Origin of the sequence: Bacillus coreaensis, from assembly GCF_050586445.1 — a bacterium.
In the GTDB taxonomy this organism is placed as follows: domain Bacteria; phylum Bacillota; class Bacilli; order Bacillales; family Cytobacillaceae; genus Robertmurraya_A; species Robertmurraya_A coreaensis.
The window spans coordinates 488552-508675 of record NZ_JBOCCY010000002.1; the positions used below are offsets into that span (position 1 = coordinate 488552).

Annotated in this window: 23 protein-coding genes and 1 tRNA gene; 19 read left to right on the top strand and 5 right to left on the bottom strand. The window is 37.3% G+C overall.

Features of this window, described 5'->3' with window-relative positions:
- The first annotated feature begins 3 nt into the window (after positions 1–3).
- The 4 genes from ACQ5H4_RS05620 to ACQ5H4_RS05635 all read left to right on the top strand — a co-directional run bounded on the left by ACQ5H4_RS05620 (position 4) and on the right by ACQ5H4_RS05635 (position 3925).
- On the top strand, positions 4–1275 hold the full coding sequence (locus tag ACQ5H4_RS05620; RefSeq protein ID WP_430773984.1) for a methionine gamma-lyase family protein: 1272 nt from the start codon (positions 4–6) through the stop codon (positions 1273–1275).
- A 139-nt stretch (positions 1276–1414) separates the two neighbouring features.
- Positions 1415–1822, top strand: coding sequence for a MerR family transcriptional regulator (locus ACQ5H4_RS05625; RefSeq protein WP_251515549.1), 408 nt, complete (start codon positions 1415–1417; stop codon positions 1820–1822).
- A 35-nt stretch (positions 1823–1857) separates the two neighbouring features.
- The gene (gene glnA, locus ACQ5H4_RS05630) at positions 1858–3192 is read left to right on the top strand and encodes a type I glutamate--ammonia ligase (RefSeq protein ID WP_119707627.1); all 1335 of its coding nucleotides are present in this window, start codon (positions 1858–1860) and stop codon (positions 3190–3192) included.
- Between the two features lie 181 nt (positions 3193–3373).
- A complete protein-coding gene (locus ACQ5H4_RS05635) occupies positions 3374–3925 on the top strand; it encodes a CBO0543 family protein (RefSeq protein WP_430773985.1) in 552 nt (183 codons plus the stop codon).
- Between the two features lie 42 nt (positions 3926–3967).
- Here the strand turns inward: ACQ5H4_RS05635 and lexA are convergent, their stop codons facing one another.
- On the bottom strand, positions 3968–4594 hold the full coding sequence (gene lexA, locus ACQ5H4_RS05640) for a transcriptional repressor LexA (protein ID WP_119707628.1): 627 nt from the start codon (positions 4592–4594) through the stop codon (positions 3968–3970).
- A 154-nt stretch (positions 4595–4748) separates the two neighbouring features.
- Here lexA and yneA point away from each other — a divergent pair, with 154 nt between their 5' ends.
- The 9 genes from yneA (at position 4749) to ACQ5H4_RS05685 (ending at position 13565) form a co-directional block, all read left to right on the top strand.
- Positions 4749–5063 carry a cell division suppressor protein YneA gene (gene yneA / locus ACQ5H4_RS05645; protein WP_430773986.1) on the top strand — a complete coding sequence of 105 codons (315 nt, stop codon included), beginning with the start codon at positions 4749–4751 and terminating at the stop codon, positions 5061–5063.
- Between the two features lie 8 nt (positions 5064–5071).
- A complete protein-coding gene (locus ACQ5H4_RS05650) occupies positions 5072–5752 on the top strand; it encodes a YneB family resolvase-like protein (RefSeq protein WP_430773987.1) in 681 nt (226 codons plus the stop codon).
- 114 nt (positions 5753–5866) lie between these two features.
- Complete coding sequence (locus ACQ5H4_RS05655) at positions 5867–6100, top strand: DUF896 domain-containing protein (RefSeq protein ID WP_430773988.1); 234 nt, start codon at positions 5867–5869, stop codon at positions 6098–6100.
- A gap of 162 nt (positions 6101–6262) precedes the next feature.
- Positions 6263–8263 (top strand): transketolase, encoded by a 2001-nt coding sequence (gene tkt / locus ACQ5H4_RS05660; protein WP_430773989.1) that lies wholly within the window; start codon positions 6263–6265, stop codon positions 8261–8263.
- A gap of 170 nt (positions 8264–8433) precedes the next feature.
- Entirely contained in the window at positions 8434–8871 is a 438-nt protein-coding gene (gene sirA, locus ACQ5H4_RS05665) for a sporulation inhibitor of replication protein SirA (protein ID WP_430773990.1), read from the top strand.
- An 87-nt stretch (positions 8872–8958) separates the two neighbouring features.
- Positions 8959–9174 carry a YneF family protein gene (locus tag ACQ5H4_RS05670; protein WP_119707634.1) on the top strand — a complete coding sequence of 72 codons (216 nt, stop codon included), beginning with the start codon at positions 8959–8961 and terminating at the stop codon, positions 9172–9174.
- Between the two features lie 561 nt (positions 9175–9735).
- Positions 9736–9903 (top strand): hypothetical protein, encoded by a 168-nt coding sequence (locus ACQ5H4_RS05675; protein WP_430773991.1) that lies wholly within the window; start codon positions 9736–9738, stop codon positions 9901–9903.
- Positions 9904–10022: 119 nt separating this feature from the next.
- Positions 10023–11771, top strand: coding sequence for an ABC transporter transmembrane domain-containing protein (locus ACQ5H4_RS05680; protein WP_430773992.1), 1749 nt, complete (start codon positions 10023–10025; stop codon positions 11769–11771).
- A 3-nt stretch (positions 11772–11774) separates the two neighbouring features.
- Positions 11775–13565, top strand: coding sequence for an ABC transporter ATP-binding protein (locus tag ACQ5H4_RS05685; protein ID WP_430773993.1), 1791 nt, complete (start codon positions 11775–11777; stop codon positions 13563–13565).
- Between the two features lie 39 nt (positions 13566–13604).
- On the opposite strand, the gene ACQ5H4_RS05690 is transcribed toward ACQ5H4_RS05685, so the two are convergent.
- On the bottom strand, positions 13605–13775 hold the full coding sequence (locus ACQ5H4_RS05690) for an aspartyl-phosphate phosphatase Spo0E family protein (protein ID WP_119707638.1): 171 nt from the start codon (positions 13773–13775) through the stop codon (positions 13605–13607).
- A gap of 277 nt (positions 13776–14052) precedes the next feature.
- Between ACQ5H4_RS05690 and ACQ5H4_RS05695 the strand changes: the two genes are divergently transcribed.
- The 3 genes from ACQ5H4_RS05695 (at position 14053) to ACQ5H4_RS05705 (ending at position 15891) form a co-directional block, all read left to right on the top strand.
- Positions 14053–14760 carry a cytochrome c biogenesis CcdA family protein gene (locus ACQ5H4_RS05695; protein ID WP_430773994.1) on the top strand — a complete coding sequence of 236 codons (708 nt, stop codon included), beginning with the start codon at positions 14053–14055 and terminating at the stop codon, positions 14758–14760.
- Between the two features lie 174 nt (positions 14761–14934).
- The gene (locus ACQ5H4_RS05700; RefSeq protein WP_119707640.1) at positions 14935–15294 is read left to right on the top strand and encodes a response regulator; all 360 of its coding nucleotides are present in this window, start codon (positions 14935–14937) and stop codon (positions 15292–15294) included.
- A 123-nt stretch (positions 15295–15417) separates the two neighbouring features.
- Positions 15418–15891 (top strand): CcdC family protein, encoded by a 474-nt coding sequence (locus tag ACQ5H4_RS05705; RefSeq protein ID WP_430773995.1) that lies wholly within the window; start codon positions 15418–15420, stop codon positions 15889–15891.
- Between the two features lie 77 nt (positions 15892–15968).
- Here the strand turns inward: ACQ5H4_RS05705 and ACQ5H4_RS05710 are convergent, their stop codons facing one another.
- Entirely contained in the window at positions 15969–16394 is a 426-nt protein-coding gene (locus tag ACQ5H4_RS05710) for a DUF2621 domain-containing protein (RefSeq protein WP_119707641.1), read from the bottom strand.
- Between the two features lie 108 nt (positions 16395–16502).
- Between ACQ5H4_RS05710 and ACQ5H4_RS05715 the strand changes: the two genes are divergently transcribed.
- Complete coding sequence (locus tag ACQ5H4_RS05715; RefSeq protein WP_430773996.1) at positions 16503–17306, top strand: P-loop NTPase family protein; 804 nt, start codon at positions 16503–16505, stop codon at positions 17304–17306.
- A 104-nt stretch (positions 17307–17410) separates the two neighbouring features.
- Positions 17411–17507, top strand: a tRNA-Sec gene (locus tag ACQ5H4_RS05720).
- Positions 17508–17632: 125 nt separating this feature from the next.
- Here the strand turns inward: ACQ5H4_RS05720 and ACQ5H4_RS05725 are convergent.
- Positions 17633–18754 carry a site-specific integrase gene (locus tag ACQ5H4_RS05725; protein WP_430774059.1) on the bottom strand — a complete coding sequence of 374 codons (1122 nt, stop codon included), beginning with the start codon at positions 18752–18754 and terminating at the stop codon, positions 17633–17635.
- Positions 18755–18816: 62 nt separating this feature from the next.
- On the bottom strand, positions 18817–19764 hold the full coding sequence (locus ACQ5H4_RS05730) for a hypothetical protein (RefSeq protein ID WP_430773997.1): 948 nt from the start codon (positions 19762–19764) through the stop codon (positions 18817–18819).
- 125 nt (positions 19765–19889) lie between these two features.
- Here ACQ5H4_RS05730 and ACQ5H4_RS05735 point away from each other — a divergent pair, with 125 nt between their 5' ends.
- Positions 19890–20108, top strand: a complete 219-nt coding sequence (locus ACQ5H4_RS05735) for a helix-turn-helix domain-containing protein (protein ID WP_430773998.1) — start codon at positions 19890–19892, stop codon at positions 20106–20108.
- Positions 20109–20124 lie beyond the last annotated feature (16 nt).

Sequence of the window (20124 nt, forward strand, 5' to 3'; positions counted from 1 at the left end):
AACATGTATCAGCATTTCACATTTGGGGAAGCATTAAAGCCGATCGTTCGGCAGGTCGAAGAGCAAATTTTTACGAAGCATAAACAAATTGATGAGACGGTGGAAGCGAATCAGTTTCGCGTTTTAGAAAGCTACCAGCGCCATCAAGTAAGTGATTCACACTTTATCCCTTCCACAGGATATGGATATGATGATATTGGTAGGGATACATTAGAGCAAATTTATGCCGATGTGTTAGGTGGAGAAGCAGGTCTAGTGCGTCCACAAATCATCTCCGGAACTCATGCAATTTCAATCGCTTTATTTGGTGTATTACGACCAGGAGATGAGCTGCTTTACATAACAGGAAAACCGTATGACACTTTGGAGGAAATTGTAGGGATACGTGGGAATGGTGTAGGTTCCTTAAAGGAATTTGGAATATCTTATCAAACTGTAGATTTAAAAGAGGATGGACAGGTCAATTACGAACATGTAAAAACACTGATCAAGCCAAATACAAAAATGATCGGTATTCAACGTTCCAAAGGCTATGCAAACCGACCATCTTTTACCATCGATCAAATTGAAGACATGATTAAATTTGTTAAAAATATAAAAGAAGATGTTGTCGTATTTGTTGATAATTGTTATGGTGAGTTTGTAGAGTTATTAGAGCCTTGCCATGTTGGCGCTGACTTGATGGCAGGATCCTTAATTAAGAACCCAGGTGGTGGGCTTGCCAAAACTGGGGGTTATATCGTTGGAAAAGAAAAATATGTTGAAGCATGTTCCTATAGGATGACCTCACCGGGTATCGGAGCTGAAGCGGGTGCCTCTCTTTATAGCCTTCAAGAAATGTATCAAGGCTTCTTTTTGGCACCGCATGTGGTTGGACAAGCATTAAAGGGTGCTGTATTTACCTCAGCTATGCTTGACAGATTAGGGATGAACACAAATCCAGCCTGGAATGCAGAACGGACAGATTTGATTCAATCGGTTCAATTTGATGACAAAGAGAAAATGATTGCCTTTTGCCAAGCGATTCAATTTGCTTCTCCTATTAATTCACATGTTACGGCATACCCAGCTTATATGCCTGGTTATGAAGATGATGTGATCATGGCTGCGGGAACATTTATACAAGGTGCAAGTATTGAATTAAGCGCCGATGGACCAATACGACCACCGTATGTTGCTTATGTACAGGGAGGACTAACCTATTCTCATGTGAAAATGGCTATACTGATCGCGTTGAACCGATTAGCTGAAAAACAACTAATTGATTTCAATTAAGTAGTAGGATTATATAGAGAGTTTTAATATTTCTCTTTTTCTACAAAAATTCCATGTTATATAAACTAACATTATGTTGACAGAAAAACTGACATTTCATATAATAAAAATATGAAAGAAAGAAATGGAGGGACAGCAAATGAGCGGAAGTGATATCCGTCGTTCCATGCCATTATTTCCAATTGGAATTGTGATGCAGCTTACAGAACTATCTGCAAGACAAATTCGATATTATGAAGAGCACCAATTGATCTCTCCGGCAAGAACTGAGGGAAACAGAAGAATGTTTTCTTTGAATGACATTGATCAGCTTTTAGAAATAAAAGATTTGATCGAGCAAGGTGTGAATCTTGCAGGAATTAAGCAAATTTTTTCTGTGAAAGAGCAACAGGTGCTATCAGAAGAAATAGTGAAGGAAGCAGAAAAAGCAAGACGTGATCTGTCCGATGATGAGTTACGTAAAATGTTGCGCTCAGAGCTTATGCATGCTGGCCGTTTTAATCGCTCGTCGTTGCGTCAAGGTGATATGTCACGCTTTTTCCATTAATAAAAAGAGATTTACTATTCAAGGGAGGAAACAAAATGGCTAAGTTTACAAGAGATGATATTACAAGAATGGCAGAAGAACAAAATGTTAAGTTTATTCGTCTGCAATTCACTGACATCTTAGGAACAATCAAAAACGTTGAGATTCCTATCAGTCAGCTTGAAAAAGCTTTAGACAACAAAATGATGTTTGACGGTTCTTCTATCGAAGGTTTCGTTCGTATCGAAGAGTCAGACATGTACTTATATCCAGACTTAGACACATGGGTAGTTTTCCCTTGGACAGCTGAAAAAGGTAAAGTGGCACGTTTAATCTGTGACATCTACAATCCAGATGGAACTCCATTCGCTGGTGACCCACGTAACAACTTAAGAAGAATTATTAAAGAAATGCAAGACTTAGGATTCTCAGATTTCAATCTTGGACCTGAGCCAGAATTCTTCTTATTCAAGCTTGACCAAGCTGGAGAGCCTACACTTGAATTAAACGACAACGGTGGATACTTTGACCTTGCTCCAACAGACCTTGGTGAAAATTGCCGTCGTGATATCGTGTTAGAGCTTGAAGAAATGGGCTTTGAAATTGAAGCATCTCACCATGAGGTAGCTCCAGGCCAACACGAAATCGACTTCAAATATGCTGATGCTTTAAGTGCTTGTGACCAAATCCAAACGTTCAAGCTTGTTGTTAAAACAATTGCACGTAAGCACGGTCTACATGCTACATTCATGCCGAAGCCATTATTCGGAGTAAATGGTTCTGGAATGCACTGTAACGTTTCTTTATTCAAAGAAGGCAAGAATGCATTCTTCGATCCAACTGGAAACTTAGAACTAAGTGACACTGCTCGTCAGTTCATCGCTGGTATCATTAAGCATGCTCCAAACTTTACAGCTGTAACAAACCCAACTGTAAACTCTTATAAGCGTTTAGTACCTGGTTACGAAGCACCTTGCTATGTTGCGTGGTCTGCTAGAAACCGTTCACCGCTAATCCGTATCCCTGCTTCTCGTGGAATTTCCACTCGTGTAGAAGTACGTAGCGTTGACCCAGCTGCTAATCCTTACTTAGCAATGGCTGTATTACTTGCTGCAGGACTTGACGGAGTGAAGAACTCTTTAACACCACCAGCTCCAGTTGACCGCAACATCTACGTTATGAACAAAGAAGAGCGTCAAGCTGTAGGTATCGAAGATCTACCAGCTACACTTGCTGCTGCTTTAGATAACTTAAAGTCAGACGAAACAATGGTTTACGCTCTTGGAGAGCATATCTTCGAACACTTCGTAGAAGCAAAAGAGATCGAGTGGGATATGTTCCGTACGCAAGTACATCCATGGGAAAGAGAACAATACATGTCAATGTATTAATCCGTTCATAGAAACCCTCAAACACTTTAATGTGTTTGAGGGTTTTTTGTATGTTGTTAATGGTGGGGGACGGTTATGAAACAAACTTGAAACGATTTAAGGTGCGTGAATAAAAATCTCAATTTTACCAAATAATACAACCAATTACAGTTATTTGAAGTTATATTACGGGGGAAAAATAATGAAGTTTCAAGATGGTCTCAAACAAGTGGGAAAAGGATCTGACTTAATTAAGGATGGAAATCTTCTAATTAAAGATGCGACCATAAAAGCCTTTTTTTTCACTTGGCAATGGTGGGTGGCTGTGTTAATGATCATTGTTCCATGGGTACTCTGGGCAATATTCCGTAAAAGGGAGAGCTCAGCACGATTGCTTTTTTCAGTATTTATCGTAATGATACTATCTACAACAATTGATGCGTTAGGAGTGGAATATGGAAGATGGGCTTATCCAGTAAAAGCCATTCCAATTCCAACAATAAGTTATTCGTTTCGTTATTCTCTTATGCCGGTCCTTATTTTGTTTTTCCTTCAATACAGGCCGAACGTTAATCCATTTATAAAGGGAATTATTCTAGCTGGTATCAGTACATACATTGGGATGCCATTAATGGCGTTGATGGATATGTATAAGAAAATAGATTGGGCTTATACCTATTCATTCTTTATCATCTTGTTCTTGTATCTTGTGGCTCATTGGTTTAGTCGAAGAAAGAGCTTTGAGCCATTGTGATAATAAGAAAAGCAAGCATCATTCGATGCTTGCTTTCACTAATTAATGAATATGACGATATACTCCAATAACTTTTCCGAGAATAGACACATTTCGTAGGATAATTGGTGCTAGGGATGAGTTCTCCGGCTGCAAACGAACATAGTCCTTTTCTTTGAAGAACCTCTTAACTGTCGCTTCATCTTCCTCAGTCATGGCAACAACGATATCACCGTTATTCGCTGTTTGCTGCTGCTTCACGATCACGTAATCACCATCAAGGATACCGGCCTCAATCATACTGTCTCCCATAACCTCAAGCATAAATACTTGTTCATCCGCAGGGGCAAGACGTTCTGGGAGAGGAAAATACTCTTCCACATTCTCGATTGCAGTTATAGGTATACCCGCAGTTACTTTTCCGACTACAGGAACGTTAACAATATTATATTTTGGTATATTACTTACTACCTCATCAAGATCCAGAATTTCAATTGCTCGTGGCTTTGTAGGGTCTCTGCGGATATACCCTTTACTTTCAAGTCTAGCTAAGTGGCCGTGTACGGTTGAACTTGATGCTAAACCAACAGCTTCGCCAATTTCACGAACGGAAGGCGGATAGCCCTTTTGTTTAACTTCTTCTTTTATATATTCTAGTATATCTACCTGACGTTTTGATAGTTTTGTCATACTTACCGCCCCTCATTGGTTAATCTTGACTTTATTATAGCATGTTCTACCAGTGCATACAAACATAAGTTCGAATAATCGTTGACACAAAACAAACGTTCGGTCTATAATGTAAATATATATACGAACATACATTCTAATAGAGGTGTTTTACATGAAAAATTTATGGAACAAATACTCATATGCTATTATTCTAGTTGTCTTATCTATCCTATCGTCTATTATTTTGGTAATTTCTAATGGTGAATCAGTTGAGGAAAAATATATGGCTGTAACAATTAATGAAGGGGAAACACTTTGGGATCTTTGTAAGGACTATGCAGATAAACATGCATTATCTGAAACAGAGTTTGTTTCCTGGGTGGAAGAAATCAATGATATTAATGGAAATGTATTATTAGTAGGTGATAAGATCTATATCCCTGTTGAATTAAACGATTCCACTGTTACTCAGCTAGCATCGAAATAGGAGGGATTATGAAGGCGATTATCTATTGTAGAGTTAGTACTGAAAAAGAATCACAGTACTCTTCTCTAAAAAGGCAGGAAGAAGAATTATTGAAGCTATCACAACAACACGGAATGGAAGTTGTTGAAGTGATAAAAGAACAGGCGAGTGGATATGACTTTGACAGAGAAGGTATTTTGCTCCTGCTGTCACGATTAAAGGAAGAGAAAGTAGATGCTGTTCTGATTCAGGATGAAACGAGACTTGGTAGAGGAAATGCCAAAATTGCTTTGCTTCATTGTATACTAAAGGATAACATCAAACTTTTCAGTGTATCACATAATGGTGAGTTACAATTGTCCGAATCGGATTCTATGGTATTGCAAATTGTAAGTATGGTAGAAGAATATCAGCGAAAGCTTCATAATAGTAAAATTAAAAGAGGAATGAACAGAGCTGTTCAAAACGGTTACAGACCAGAGAAAAATCTGAAAAACAAAGGTGTTCATGCCGGGAGAGAACGTATTGAAGTACCGATAACAGAGATTGTACGGTTACGAAACAATGATTTAACATTTTCTGAAATCGCTGCTACTTTAAGAGGGTTTGGTTATGATATTTCAAAAGCTACAGTAAATCGGAGATATCTTGAATACATAGAAGAGCTAAAGCATCAAAATAATATCTCACTAAATGCCAACAAGTCATAAAGATCGTTGGCATTTTTTGTTATTCGTACCTCTTTACGCTTCTTCCTTGTCAAAGACTATATCTTTTAGTAACATGATTTCTATTAGTAAAACTAAAAGAGAAGGAGCAAAGAGATGCTACCGAAGGAAAAAATGGCTAGAATCAATGAACTAGCAAAAAAAGCAAAAGCTGATGGATTAACAGAGACGGAAGCAAAGGAGCAGTCAAAGCTTCGTAGTGAATATTTACAAACATTTCGATCATCTATGCTAGGAACGCTCCAAGGTGTAAAAATTGTTGATCCTTTGGGTGATGATGTTACACCTGAAAAGCTTAAGAGATTAAAAAATAGTAAAAAACTACATTAATCCTCTAAATTTATTTACCAAAAAATGATAGAAAACACTGAAAATTAAAAAATATATGCTTTTTTTCTAAATTTATTAAGGCAATCTGTTGTATAAATAATAGAGCAGATATAATATTAAAAAGTGGGATTATTGAGATAAAGAATAGGAAGGGTTGAAAAAATGTTTGAACAAAAAGATGTACTAGCAATTAACGCAATACGTACTTTATCAATTGATGCAATTGAAAAAGCTAATTCTGGCCATCCAGGTATGCCGATGGGGGCTGCTCCAATGGCTTATACTCTGTGGTCACGCTTTATGAATCATAACCCTAAAAACCCAGAGTGGTTTAACCGTGATCGTTTTGTTTTATCTGCAGGGCATGGTTCTGCATTGTTGTATAGTCTTCTTCACTTATCAGGCTATGGCGTAACAATGGATGATCTTAAGAGTTTCCGTCAATGGGGAAGTAAAACTCCTGGTCACCCTGAATTTGGACATACCCCAGGTGTAGATGCAACGACTGGCCCACTAGGACAGGGGATTGCAATGGCAGTAGGTATGGCAATGGCTGAAAGACATTTAGCAGCCACTTATAATAAAGGCAACTACAATGTAGTAGATCATTATACATATAGTATTTGTGGTGACGGTGACTTGATGGAAGGTGTTTCAGCTGAAGCTGCTTCACTAGCAGGACACTTAAAACTTGGTCGCTTAGTTGTATTATACGATTCAAATGATATCTCTCTTGATGGTGACTTAGATCGTTCATTCTCTGAAAGTGTTGCAAAACGCTTTGAGTCATACGGATGGCAATATCTTCGTGTAGAGGATGGAAATAATCTTGAGGAAATTGCAAAAGCAATCGAAGAAGCTCAAGGTGATCAAAATCGTCCTACACTAATTGAAGTAAAAACAGTAATCGGATACGGTTCTCCAAACAAATCAGGTAAATCAGATGTTCATGGTGCCCCACTTGGAGCTAACGAATTAAAGTTAACAAAAGAAGCTTACCAATGGACATTTGAAGAAGATTTCCATGTTCCTTCAGATGTATACGACACATTCAACAAATACATTGTGGAAACTGGTGCAAAGAAAGAAAATGAGTGGAACGACCTGTTCGATTCTTATAAAAATGAGTATCCTGAGCTTGCTCAACAGTTAACATCTGCTATTAACGGGGAGCTTCCAGAAGGTTGGGACAAGGACCTTCCTGTTTATCCTGAAGGAAAAGCACTTGCTAGCCGTGCATCATCAGGTGAAGCACTAAATGCTATCGCTAAGAACACTCCTTCGTTTATCGGGGGCTCAGCTGACCTAGCTGGTTCTAATAAAACAATGATTAAAGGAGTAGGCGATTATACTCCTGAATCGTTTGAAGGTAAGAACATTTGGTTTGGAGTTCGTGAATTTGCGATGGGTGCTGCGTTAAATGGTATGGCTCTACATGGTGGAGTAAAGGTATTTGGAGGAACATTCTTTGTATTCTCTGACTATTTACGTCCAGCTATCAGATTAGCTGCATTAATGGGTCTTCCTGTAACATATGTGTTTACTCATGACTCAATTGCAGTAGGGGAAGATGGACCTACGCATGAGCCAGTAGAACAGCTTGCCGCATTACGTGCAATGCCAAACTTAGGTGTTATTCGTCCGGCAGATGGTAATGAAACTGCAGCAGCTTGGAAGCTTGCGCTTGAATCAACTGATCTTCCAACAGCTTTAGTTTTAACAAGACAAGACTTACCAACCATTAAAGACACGGATAAAAATGCGTACGAAGGCGTTAAGAAAGGTGCTTATGTCATTTCTCCAGCATCTAAAGAACAAGCAGATGTATTATTACTTGCTGCTGGGTCAGAAGTAGGTTTAGCTGTTGAAGCGCAAAAAGCACTTGATGCAGAAGGAATTTCAGCTTCAGTAGTAAGTATGCCTTCATGGGATCGCTTTGAAAAGCAATCTCGTGAATATAAGCAAAGTGTTATTCCTCCAACTGTTAAGAAGCGTTTAGCTATCGAAATGGGATCATCTCTAGGATGGCATCGTTATGCAGGAGATGAAGGGGAAGTATTAGGAATTGATACATTCGGTGCTTCTGCTCCTGGTGAAAAAATCATGGCAGAATACGGCTTTACAGTAGAAAATGTAGTTGCTAGAGTGAAGGCTCTATTATAAGTTTTAAAAGGTTGTTCTAATAAATAGAACAGCCTTTTTATTTTGTATCAAGACCTACGACTTTTTCCGACAAAAATAGTGGAAGTTTTTGACGACGAAAGACAAACGTTCTATTTCTACTTCTTTATAATAGAGAGAAATAACATTTGGTCAGACGAGGAGGAAACTTGGTGAGAACATATCAGTTGTATTTAATCGATGATGAATTTGCCTCTCATTATTTTGGTAGGGAAAAGATGTTCTTTGATCTGTTTGCTGAGTATAACGAATCCTTCGGTGAACTAAAAAATATATTAAAAAAACAAATTCAGTTTATTACGAAGCCACTATCCACACTTCGCCTTCAACAATATATTCTTCAACAACTAGGGAAAAATCAGGATTTTGAACACAACCAGGGGATATACTATATTCAAAATGGAAACGTAAGCTCTGCGAAGCTAGAGATATTTGAAAAGCATATTACTCTCCATGCATTTGGTAGCTATGATGCAGAGACACTTTTCTTCGAAGTTCTACGTAAAAGTGAGAGCTCTTTTTTGGCAATTGACCTTGTACATGAACGTTACGGGTGGCTTAGACCAATTAAGGAAAGAAAGTTGATTTAAAATAGGAGAAATTGCACAGCAAATATTGTATAATAGCATTTGGTTTAGTACACTGTATGATAGACAACATGAAGGAGGAAGTTTAGTATGTGGACGCATATTCTAGTAGGCGTACTTGCTTTAGCAGCAGGTGTTGCACTAGGTTTTTTCATTGCTCGCCGTTACATGATGAGCTACTTAAAGAAAAACCCACCAATTAATGAACAAATGCTAAAAATGATGATGATGCAAATGGGAATGAAACCATCTCAGAAGAAAATCAATCAAATGATGTCAGCAATGAACAAGCAAACGGGCAAGTAATTTGTCGCGGACAAGCCCTTGTACATAGGCTTATGGTTTGATTGACTCAATCCCGAATAAAGACCACCTTTTCTGCTCAAAAAACAGAAAAGGTGTTTTTTTATTCAGCTGAATCTTTTTCCTGTTTTTTTCGTCTTTTCCTTATCGGAGGTTCTTTATAAGTTAAGCTGTGGACTTCAGTCCTAATAATGTTCCTAAGAAATTGCTCTAAGAAAGGATAGACTCTACCTGTATAGTCTTCTAATGATTTACATTCATAATGAACAGGTAAGTAGACACTATATTTACAGGTAATCTCATAAGCTGGTCTGTTTTTTTGATCAGTTATTTCTTTATAGCTATGTATTTTAATGACATTATGGTTCTTTCGAATAGAAAAACGATGATTTAAATCGTATGTTAAAAACGTGACGTATCCAATTGCATTAACCACCTAATCACACTCACCCTGAAAATATTATCTTATTTATTATACAGGACAATCCGATTTCGTTCATCTCTATCCTAATTATTGATAAGTAATATGGGAAATGTCCATCCTATAGAGGAGGAGGTGGGAATATGGTACGCATTCATAACCCGGTCAAAGGAGATAAAAGTAAGCTAGGTGCAGATAACCAGATGCATGGTGGGACAATGGAAGAAGTCGACCAATTTTCAAATGCTATTTACCAGGCCGTTCATCCGGGTAAAGGCAATGAGGATAATAACAAAAGTAGTAAACAATAAAAACGCCATTATGGCGTTTTTTGTGTTATTCGACTTCCTAACTATCTTCCTTATTTTCACAACATTTGGTAAACTATTCTAGTTACAGGAATTGTTTTTAGGGTTGGGGGTTGTGGGGAATGAAAGTTTTTATTGATTTGATGTGGTTTTTCAAACAAGAGAAAAAAGCATATATTTCTGGGGTTCTACTGTTGTTAATTGTAGCGTTTTTGCAGCTTATTCCTCCAAAAGTGATTGGGCTTGTGGTCGATCATATTGAGCAAGGGTCCTTAACAGCGAAGATGTTAGGTACCTATGTGCTCGTACTAGTTGGGGCAGCTCTAATGATGTACATACTTAGGTATTATTGGAGAATTATGATTTTTGGTTCAGCGGTTAAGCTCTCCATGCAATTGAGAAATCGGTTGTTTCATCATTTTACTTCAATGTCACAATCCTTTTACCAAAGAAAAAGAACAGGAGATCTAATGGCACATGCGACCAATGATATTCAAGCGATACAACAGACGGCTGGTGTAGGGGTACTCACCTTTGTCGATTCCCTTTCTACAGGTGGCTTTGTAATACTTGCGATGGCTTTTACTATCAGCTGGAAGCTTACATTAATTAGCTTGATCCCGATGCCGTTTATGGCGATTTTAACAAGTTGGTACGGAACGTTACTACATAAGCGTTTTCACCTTGCACAGGAAGCCTTTTCATCGTTAAACGATAAAACACAGGAAAGTATCACAGGAATAAAAGTGATAAAAACCTTTGGTCAGGAAAAAGAAGATATAGAAGATTTTCGAAAGCAATCTAATGATGTAGTGGATAAGAATATTTCCGTTGCTCGGGTGGACTCCTTGTTTGATCCAACGATTTCTATTATTGTAGGAATTTCTTTCTTCCTTTCTCTCACATTTGGTGCAAGATATGTTATTAATGGTGAGTTAACGATTGGACAGTTGGTTTCTTTTACAACGTATTTAGGCTTATTGATTTGGCCAATGTTAGCTTTTGGTTGGTTGTTTAATATCGTTGAAAGAGGAAGAGCCTCTTATGATCGCGTGATCGCACTTCTAAATGAAAAAGCAGAAATTGTGGATGAAGAAGCAGCGTTAAATGCGACGCCAAGCGGAGATATTCAATATGAGATCCAGCACTTTACTTATCCGAACGAAGCAGAACCCGTCCTACAAGATATTCATTTTGAGTTGAAAAGGGGACAAACACTCGGAATTGTTGGGAAAACTGGTGCGGGGAAGACGACGTTATTAAAGTTATTGATCAGGGAATATGATGTCACCGATGGTCAAATTATATTTGGTGGTCAGCAGATTACACGATATAAAATTGACAAATTAAGAGAAGCAGGCGGCTATGTTCCACAGGATCATTTCCTATTTTCTGCTACGATTGGTGAAAATATCTCTTTCGCTAAGCCTTTATGCGAAAAAGAAGAAATCGAGGAGGCCGCGAAAATAGCTAATATTCATGAAGATATTACCCAGTTCACAGATGGGTATGATACGGTCGTCGGGGAAAGGGGCGTCTCGTTATCTGGGGGTCAAAAGCAGCGTATATCCATTGCTCGTGCTCTATTATTAAATCCAGAATTACTCATACTAGATGATTCTCTTTCAGCAGTCGATGCCAAAACCGAAGAGGCGATTTTAACATCGCTAAAAGAGAACCGTGAGGGGAAAACAACATTCATTACATCTCACCGACTAAGTGCCATTCAGCATGCTGATCTTATTTTGGTCATTGATAATGGACAGATTGCGCAATCGGGTACACATGATAAGTTAATGGATCAAGAAGGATGGTACAAGGAAATGTACCTAAGGCAGCAGCTGGAAGATCTTGTGGAGCATGGAGGATAAAAGATGGAAAATCAACAATTATCAGAAGGGAAACAGCAGTGGAAAGTATTAGTTCGGCTCCTTGCCTACGCAAAACCTCACACGAAAACGATCGTGTTGGCATTTTGTCTCCTTATACTTACAACCATTGGCGATATACTTGGCCCCATTTTAGTAAAAGTATTTATTGACGACTATCTAAAGCCTAGAAACCTTTTGTTTGAACCGCTTTTTATGTTAGGTGCTGCGTATTTAGGAATTCAAATTTTGAACGTCATTATTTCCTATTTTCAGCTCTTGAAATTCCAAGAGATTGCATTAAAGATTATTCAGGAGATTCGCATTGATATCTTCTCCAAGGTTCAATCACTTGGATTGAAATTTTTTGACAAAACTCCTGCAGGGAGCATTGTATCAAGAGTGACGAATGATACCGAAGCAATTAAAGATATGTTCGTGACAGTGTTAGTAACGTTTATCCAAAGTGGGTTTCTTATTACAGGTATTTTTATTGCCATGTTTATTTTGGATGTTAAACTAGCATTGTTTTGTTTAGTCATTCTACCAGTGATTTTTTTCATTATGAGCTTATACCGAAAACTAAGCTCGAAATTTTACCATGATATGAGAGAGCGCCTGAGCCAGCTGAACGCTAAGCTTAGTGAATCGATTCAAGGCATGGGAATTATTCAAGTTTTTCGTCAGGAAAAAAGAATGCGCGAAGAATTTGGAGTGACCAATGATAAGCATTTTACTGCAGGTATGAAAAATATAAAAGTAGATGGTTTACTTTTGCGTCCTGCGATTGACCTGGTTTATGTGGGTGCCTTGATTATTGTTCTAAGCTATTTCGGTATTTCCTCATTTGATAGTCCTATCCAAATAGGAGTGTTGTATGCTTTTGTTAACTATCTAGATCGTTTCTTTGAACCAGTAAACAATATGATGATGCGTTTATCTTTATACCAACAAGCAATTGTCGCAGCTTCAAGGGTATTTAACGTTCTTGATGAACAGGAGCTATCACCTTCACAAACAGAGACAGATAATAAGATTTCAGACGGTGAAATAGAATTTCGTGATGTCAGTTTTTCATATGATGGAAATAGAGATGTATTAAAAAATATTTCTTTCACTGCAAAACCAGGTGAAACGGTCGCCCTGGTTGGTCACACCGGTAGTGGTAAGAGCTCGATTATTAATTTAATGATGAGATTTTATGAATTCGAAAGAGGGGATATATTTGTGGATGGGCATTCCATTAAAGAGTATCCCGAAAAAGAACTTCGGACAAAGATGGGGTTGGTTCTTCAAGATCCTTTCTTGTTTTTTGGAACCGTCGCAGATAATATTCGCTTGCATAATGAGAAGATGAGTATTGAAGAGGTAGAAGCAGCTGCGAAGTTTGTTCAAGCACATCCGTTTATTGAAAAGCTCGAGGGAGGATACGAGCACCAAATGGTGGAAAGAGGTTCTACGATATCAAGTGGACAACGACAACTGATTGCCTTTGCTCGGACGGTAGCGGCTAATCCGAAAATATTAATTTTGGACGAAGCAACGGCCAATATTGATACGGAAACAGAAGAAGCGATTCAAGAGGCACTTGCACGAATGCGAAAAGGTCGAACAACGATTGCCATTGCCCATCGTTTGTCAACCATTCAAGATGCCGAACTAATTTTAGTGTTGCATCAAGGAGAAATCGTAGAGAGGGGGAGTCATCAGGAACTGCTATCACTAAAAGGCTTGTACTATAAGATGTATCTTCTGCAAAATAATTTATCCGATAGAATAGAGGATGTTGTCAGCTAAAAAATAAACAGCTTGAGTTGCTTTGATCTCAAGCTGTTTTTAATAAGTGGGAACCTTTTTTAAAAAGATACGGTTATATTCATTTAATAGATTGTCCAATTCCTGACTGTAATGAAGGGCAGTAGAAGAATTCAGTCCACTGATCATAGCGATCTCGATTAGCTCCGCTCGTTTCTTTTCAATGAGTGCTAAAAATTCCTGTTTTGACAATTCTGTTTAGTCCCTTCCAAATAAAATCCAAATCTTTCGTGAAACTATATACATAGTATACCCAAGAAATAGGAGAATTTCAAAAGAAAAAACTAGAAATAGACAATTTTGTTTGGTAATTAACATTTTTTCAGAGTTCTTACATACAGATATACGGAGTGAGGAACTTGCCCAATTTTTGTTCTTTGTCACAGAATGTTCAAAGGTTAATTATTATCTTTTCTAATTATCTTTTGATAGAATAAACAAGAATGATTATTTTTAGGAGTGGTTACATTTGACCGATGTAAACGTATTTATTGCACTTGGAGCAGGCTTTTTAAGCTTTATTTCTCCTTGTTGTCTTCCTTTATATCCTGCCTTCCTCTCGTATATTACTGGTATGTCAGTAGGAGAATTGAAGACAGATAATGCCATGCTACAAAGACGCAGCTTATTACATACCTTGTTTTTCTTGGTTGGATTCTCCATTATCTTTATTGCCATCGGCTTTGGAAGCTCCTTTATAGGTGAGATTTTTGCCGGCTATCAGGATCTCATTCGTCAATTAGGCGCGATTGTCATCGTCTTTTTTGGTTTCGTGATCATTGGTATTTTGAAGCCAGAATCGTTGATGAGGGAAAAAAGATATGAATTTAAACACCGTCCGTCAGGATATTTTGGTTCGGTTTTAATAGGAATAGCTTTTGCGGCTGGCTGGACACCTTGCACGGGTCCCATTTTAATGTCAGTAATTGCCCTGGCTGCAACTAATCCAGGTTCGGGTATGGTATACATGATTGCTTATATACTAGGATTTGCCATTCCGTTTTTCATCCTATCTTTCTTTATTGGTAAATTACAATGGATCAAGCGCCACAATGTTTTAATAATGAAAATTGGTGGCTATATTATGATAGTAATGGGAGTCGTCCTATTTTTTGATTGGATGACAAAGATTATTATCATGTTTACCAATTTGTTTGGTGGGTTTACAGGCTTTTGATTTAGAATTCTTTCTGTTATAATAAATAGGAAAATAGTCTTAAGAAATTATGAGAGTTCTGTCGATAATCGTCGAAATATTCTTTTTGTCATTGATTGAAAAATTCGTTATATTTAAATATGTGTGTGTGATTTAGTGATAAGATTTTGTTGTAGTGTTGAGGGGGTACCAGCGATGGCAAAAATATTAATCGTAGATGATGCAAAATTTATGAGAATGACCCTTTCAGACATTCTAATTCGAAATAACCACGAGATCGTGGGAGAGGGCGAAAATGGCAGAGAAGCAATCGCTCTTTATCATGAGCTACAACCAGATTTGGTTACGATGGACATTACAATGCCTGAGATGAGTGGCTTAGAGGCCATGAAAGAAATCAGACAGAACTACCCGCAAGCAAAGGTCATTATGTGTTCTGCTATGGGCCAACAGCGTATGGTCGTAGAAGCGATTGAGGCGGGAGCAAAAGATTTCATTGTAAAGCCCTTTGATGAAGGAAGGGTAATTGAAGCAGTAAATCGTGTATTAAGCTAAATATAATAGATGCTGACTAGTCGTTTTTAGTCAGCATTCTTTATTTTAAAAAAACGTTCTTTTGTTGCAAGCGTATACGTTATAATAATAGGGAAAATATTTTTTAGATTGGGATGAAAGAATATGAACAACATGGTTGTTGTGTCATCAATAGGGGCAATTGGTATGGCAATGCTAGCCATGTTCATCCGTATGAAGGCGGCCAAAAAACCAGCAACGGCAAAAAAAATCATACTGCCTCCATTATTTATGAGTACTGGTGCACTAATGTTTGTTGTTCCGATGTTTCGAGTGACATATTTGGAATTGTGTGAAGCGATGGCGGTTGGACTAGTCTTTTCTATTTTGTTAATAAAAACTTCAAAGTTTGAGATACGTGAGAATGAAATATACTTACAGCGCTCACGTGCATTTGTGTTTATTTTGTTCGGGCTCCTCGTGTTACGAATCATTCTAAAGTTACTATTAAGCTCTACGATTGATTATGGGGAACTCAGTGGAATGTTCTTTATATTAGCTTTTTCCATGATCCTTCCGTGGAGAATTGCTATGTTTCTTCAATTTAGAAGATTCCAGGAAAAGCTGAAAAAATTATGAGGTTGCGAACGTCAAATCGTAATGGATTTGACGTTTTTTATAAAATAAAAGACCGCTTTTATGTAAAAAGCAGTCCTTTAAAATAGGTGTTGATATGGCGCCATGTCTATTTTGTTTTCAGCAAGCTTCTTTTTCAAAAATTTATGGTCGCGTTTTGGTGTGGCTAAAATATATCCTCGTATCACAAGCTCTTCGGTAATTGAAGGACGTTTTTCTTCTACGGCTAGCTCACCGATTTTTCCAGCGATTTTTTGACGGGCCACATCGCGAAAAAGTTCTGGCACGGGGCTCACTAGATCTTCAAGAAGATCCTTCTCAGGCTGTTGCCAAAGGTCACGAGTCTCATTCACAAAGTGCTCCTCCCAATCGAGGACAGACTTTCCATCTTCAAGAGGCATTCTTTTTAAAAACTTACGAAACATAAAAAATCCACCGATTGCAAACGAACCGACTAGTATTAACACCCAAAAAATAATAAAGATTGAAAACCAACCACTTAACATAAACTCACCTACAAAACATTATTAATACTATTATTATAGCCAAACTTCTAGCAGAGAGACAAGACGAACGTTTTGAAAGCGATTAAAAAAAGGGAGAAGGAGAACTGTATGACAAAATTATATATATTCGAAGGAGTCCCTGGTTCAGGAAAAACGACTAGTGCCAAATGGTCAGCAAGTAGATTAGGAGAAAAGGCAAAATTATTTTTAGAGGGAGATCCACAGCATCCGGCTGATTATGAGTCTGTCGCTTGTTTAACGGAGGAGCAATTTAATGAGGTTGTACAAGAGTGTCCTTCGGTTCGGGGGATGGCAATTCGAAAAGGAGAAAGATATTATATTTCATACGGTAGTTTGCATGACAAAGATACAGAGTTATTTGAGCGTCTAAAAGCTTTTGATGTATATGAGCTTCCAGTAGAAGATTACGTAGAGGTTGCTTTGGAAAAGTGGAAGGAGTTTGTTGAACAAGCAAAATCAGGAGCCCATGAGTACATACTAGAGTGTTGTTATTTACAAAATCCTTTTACGTTTTTACTAGCAAAACATAACTGCTCAAAAGAGATTATTTTCAATTTCTTACATAAGATAACCAATCTCATTTTGGAACTAGATCCAGTAATCGTTTATTTTGAACAGGATAACATAGCAGAGAACCTAGAGAAAATCAGGCAGGAACGTCCTGTGGAATGGTTTGATTTTTTTACCTATTACACAAGTCAGGAGTATGGGAAGGAAAGGGGACTGTCAGGGGTAAGTGGAGTGCTTCATTTCTTGGAGGAGAGAAAGCAGTCTGAGAAGGAATTTCTCCTTGGAGTACCGATAAGATCATTGGTTATAAACAACACGAATGGCAATTGGGAGAATATCCATGATCGACTTGCTTTTGAATTAGGGTTAACAGAAAAGTAGTTTTCGAACGATATTATTTGAGTATTTTACTTGAAAAATAAATCCATGTACCCCATAATAGAAACCGTGTCGTAAAATGTTGTCCTATAGGTCAACAAATACATGGGGCTGATTGGGGTACTGGTGTCCTCCACGGTCTTCAAAACCGCTTGAGACCTGCGTGCCAGGTCTGGTGGGTTCGATTCCCACGCAGTCCCGCCAACCTTGATATATAAGGGTCTTTGAGGAATTTATATGAAGTTATAAGTGGGGTTTTAAGTTTAAAAAAAGTAAAAAATCCGCCTTTTGGTCACACTTTGGTCACAACGTTATAATTAAAATAATTTCTATTTTATAAGTTGCTCAAGTAGGAGAGCAGCTTCTTTTTGCATATTCGGTAAAACATGAGTGTATGTGTCCATTGTAATTCCAATAGTTGAATGACCCAGTCTTTCCGAAACCACTTTAGGATGTACTCCTTGTTTTAATAATAAAGTAGCGTGGGTATGTCTTAAATCATGAAACCTTATATAGGGTAAACAACTTAAGTCTACGATATTACGATAATTTCTGGCCATTTCGGTTGGTTGAATGGGTTTACCATTTTTTTGAGCAAATACTAAATCCAAATCTTTGTACCCTTGTCCGATTAATAGTTTGTTTTCTATTTGTTGTTTATAAATTTTTTTAAATTCTTTAGTTAGAGAAGGGGTTACAGATATTGATCTGGTTTTACCTGATTTGGGTTCCTTAAACGTTAATCCAACATTTTTGACTTCCTGTAATGATTGTCGAACATAGACTATATTATTATCAAAATCAATATCCTGCCACCTTAAACCCAAGACTTCACCACGTCGCATTCCAGTATTAATCGCAGTTAAATAAATTGGATAATAAGGGGAATTTTTACTTACATTCAAGAAGACTTTAACCTGTTCATTGTCCCATGTTTGCATTTCAACTTTTCTTGTTTTGGGTGGAGTTACCGCCTCAGCCACATTTCTTACAATTAATTGCCATTTCGCAGCATCTTTTAAGGCCTTAAAAATTAGCCGGTGGTGGTGTTTTACTGATTGTGCAGAAAGACCGCCTTCATCTATTTTTCCATTGCTTAGTTTTTGGGCGTAATACTCTTGTAAGTGTGATGGTTGCAACTTGGAAATTTTAATATTGCCTAATACTGGCTTTAAATGTAGATTAATCATGTATTGATAATTTTCATAAGTTCTTTGTGCAGTATTAGGTTTTGCATGATTTTCGAGCCAATAATCCAAGTATTCGCTTAAAGTAATTTCACTTGGCTCAAAATATGTTCCCTTATCAATTGCATTTAATTGTTCGTTAATATATTTTTCCGCTTCCTTTTTGGTTTTAAAGCCTCTTTTTCTTTTTTGCTTCCTTTTCCCTGTAACGGGATCCTTACCTAAGTCAAAAACTACGTTCCACGAATTTCCATCTTTTTTAATTTGAACCTCTCAATCTATTTCCTCCTTATTCGTTATATATTATTAATAAAAATTACCCTAAATCAATTGAACCACCCCCTTACCTCGTTAAGTGGTCTTCCTAAGGACGCAGATACTTCTTCAATTGTTTTCTTTCCGGATTTAACATCTTTTCTTGCACGATTTTTCATTTGATTGTAACTATTTTGGCAGGAACTGTGTTTACCGAAGTGAATTGGAGGGCAAAACAATGCATTATTAGTCCTTGGAATAAATAAGGAACCACATTTCAGACAAGTACGAAACTGTTTTCCTTGAGAAACTGCTTCAAACAGATGATAAAAAGCCGCCCCTAATAAAGAAACTGATGTATGAGAAGGTAGTTTTTCTCTATTTTTTCCTGAATTGATCTGTGGTGACACTAACCGTAAACCCCTGTTAATTAATCTTGTACCCGCTCTGTCAAGTTCATTTAATTCTTCAAGTAATTTGCTGTCACTTGTTTTTCGATATTCATCTTCAAGGAAAGGTATCTCAGAATAAAAAATTTCCAGAATATGCTGTATCAGGTTTGGATTTTCAACAAAGTAGTCAAGGGTTTCATAGGTATTTATTAATACATCTTCTTTGATTTCTACTTTTAAAGGATTAGCAGTTAATGGTGGAAATTGATTTTTTGTAACACTTTGACCATATAAGCCGTACCTGTTGCAAAATGATAATATTGATTCACCATCTGAAAGATTTATATTTGCAATATCTGTAAGAAGATTTTCCTCGTTAAAGGGATTAATCCAGATTTCTTTATCAAATAAATTTTTAAATTCACCTATTGTTAAATTGTTGACGTTTAGTGTTTTCAAAAAACCAGTTGCCACTATTAACTGTATCCCATTAAATTCGAAAAACTGGTAAGGTCCACGTACCGGCAACTTTGTAATAAACAATTCATCTTCTTTTTCAGGAGGATGGATTATTTTTTTCTTTAAATTTTCATCTTCAAATTTAATAGCAGGTTTCACTGTTCTCATAAAAACGGCCTCCAGCATTTATATGTAAGAGTAAAAGTAAGCGGCGAAAATGTTTTTGTATCTTACTAAACACTATCCAATATAGCTATAAGCTTTAGCAAGACTTTAGTAAGGAGGATCATTAAATGAATAATTTAGAGTATTATCGAAGAAAAAAAGGGATATCACAAACTCAGCTGGGAATTAAATTGGGGATACATCCTACCAATATTACAATGGTAGAACGTGAACATCGACGGGCTTGGCCGAAACTAAGAAAGCAAATTGCAATTGAACTAGGTGTAGTAGAGGATGAATTATTTGATGAAAATGGCAACTTAAAAAGGGGAGTTAGTAATGAGTAAGTTGAATCCATGGGAC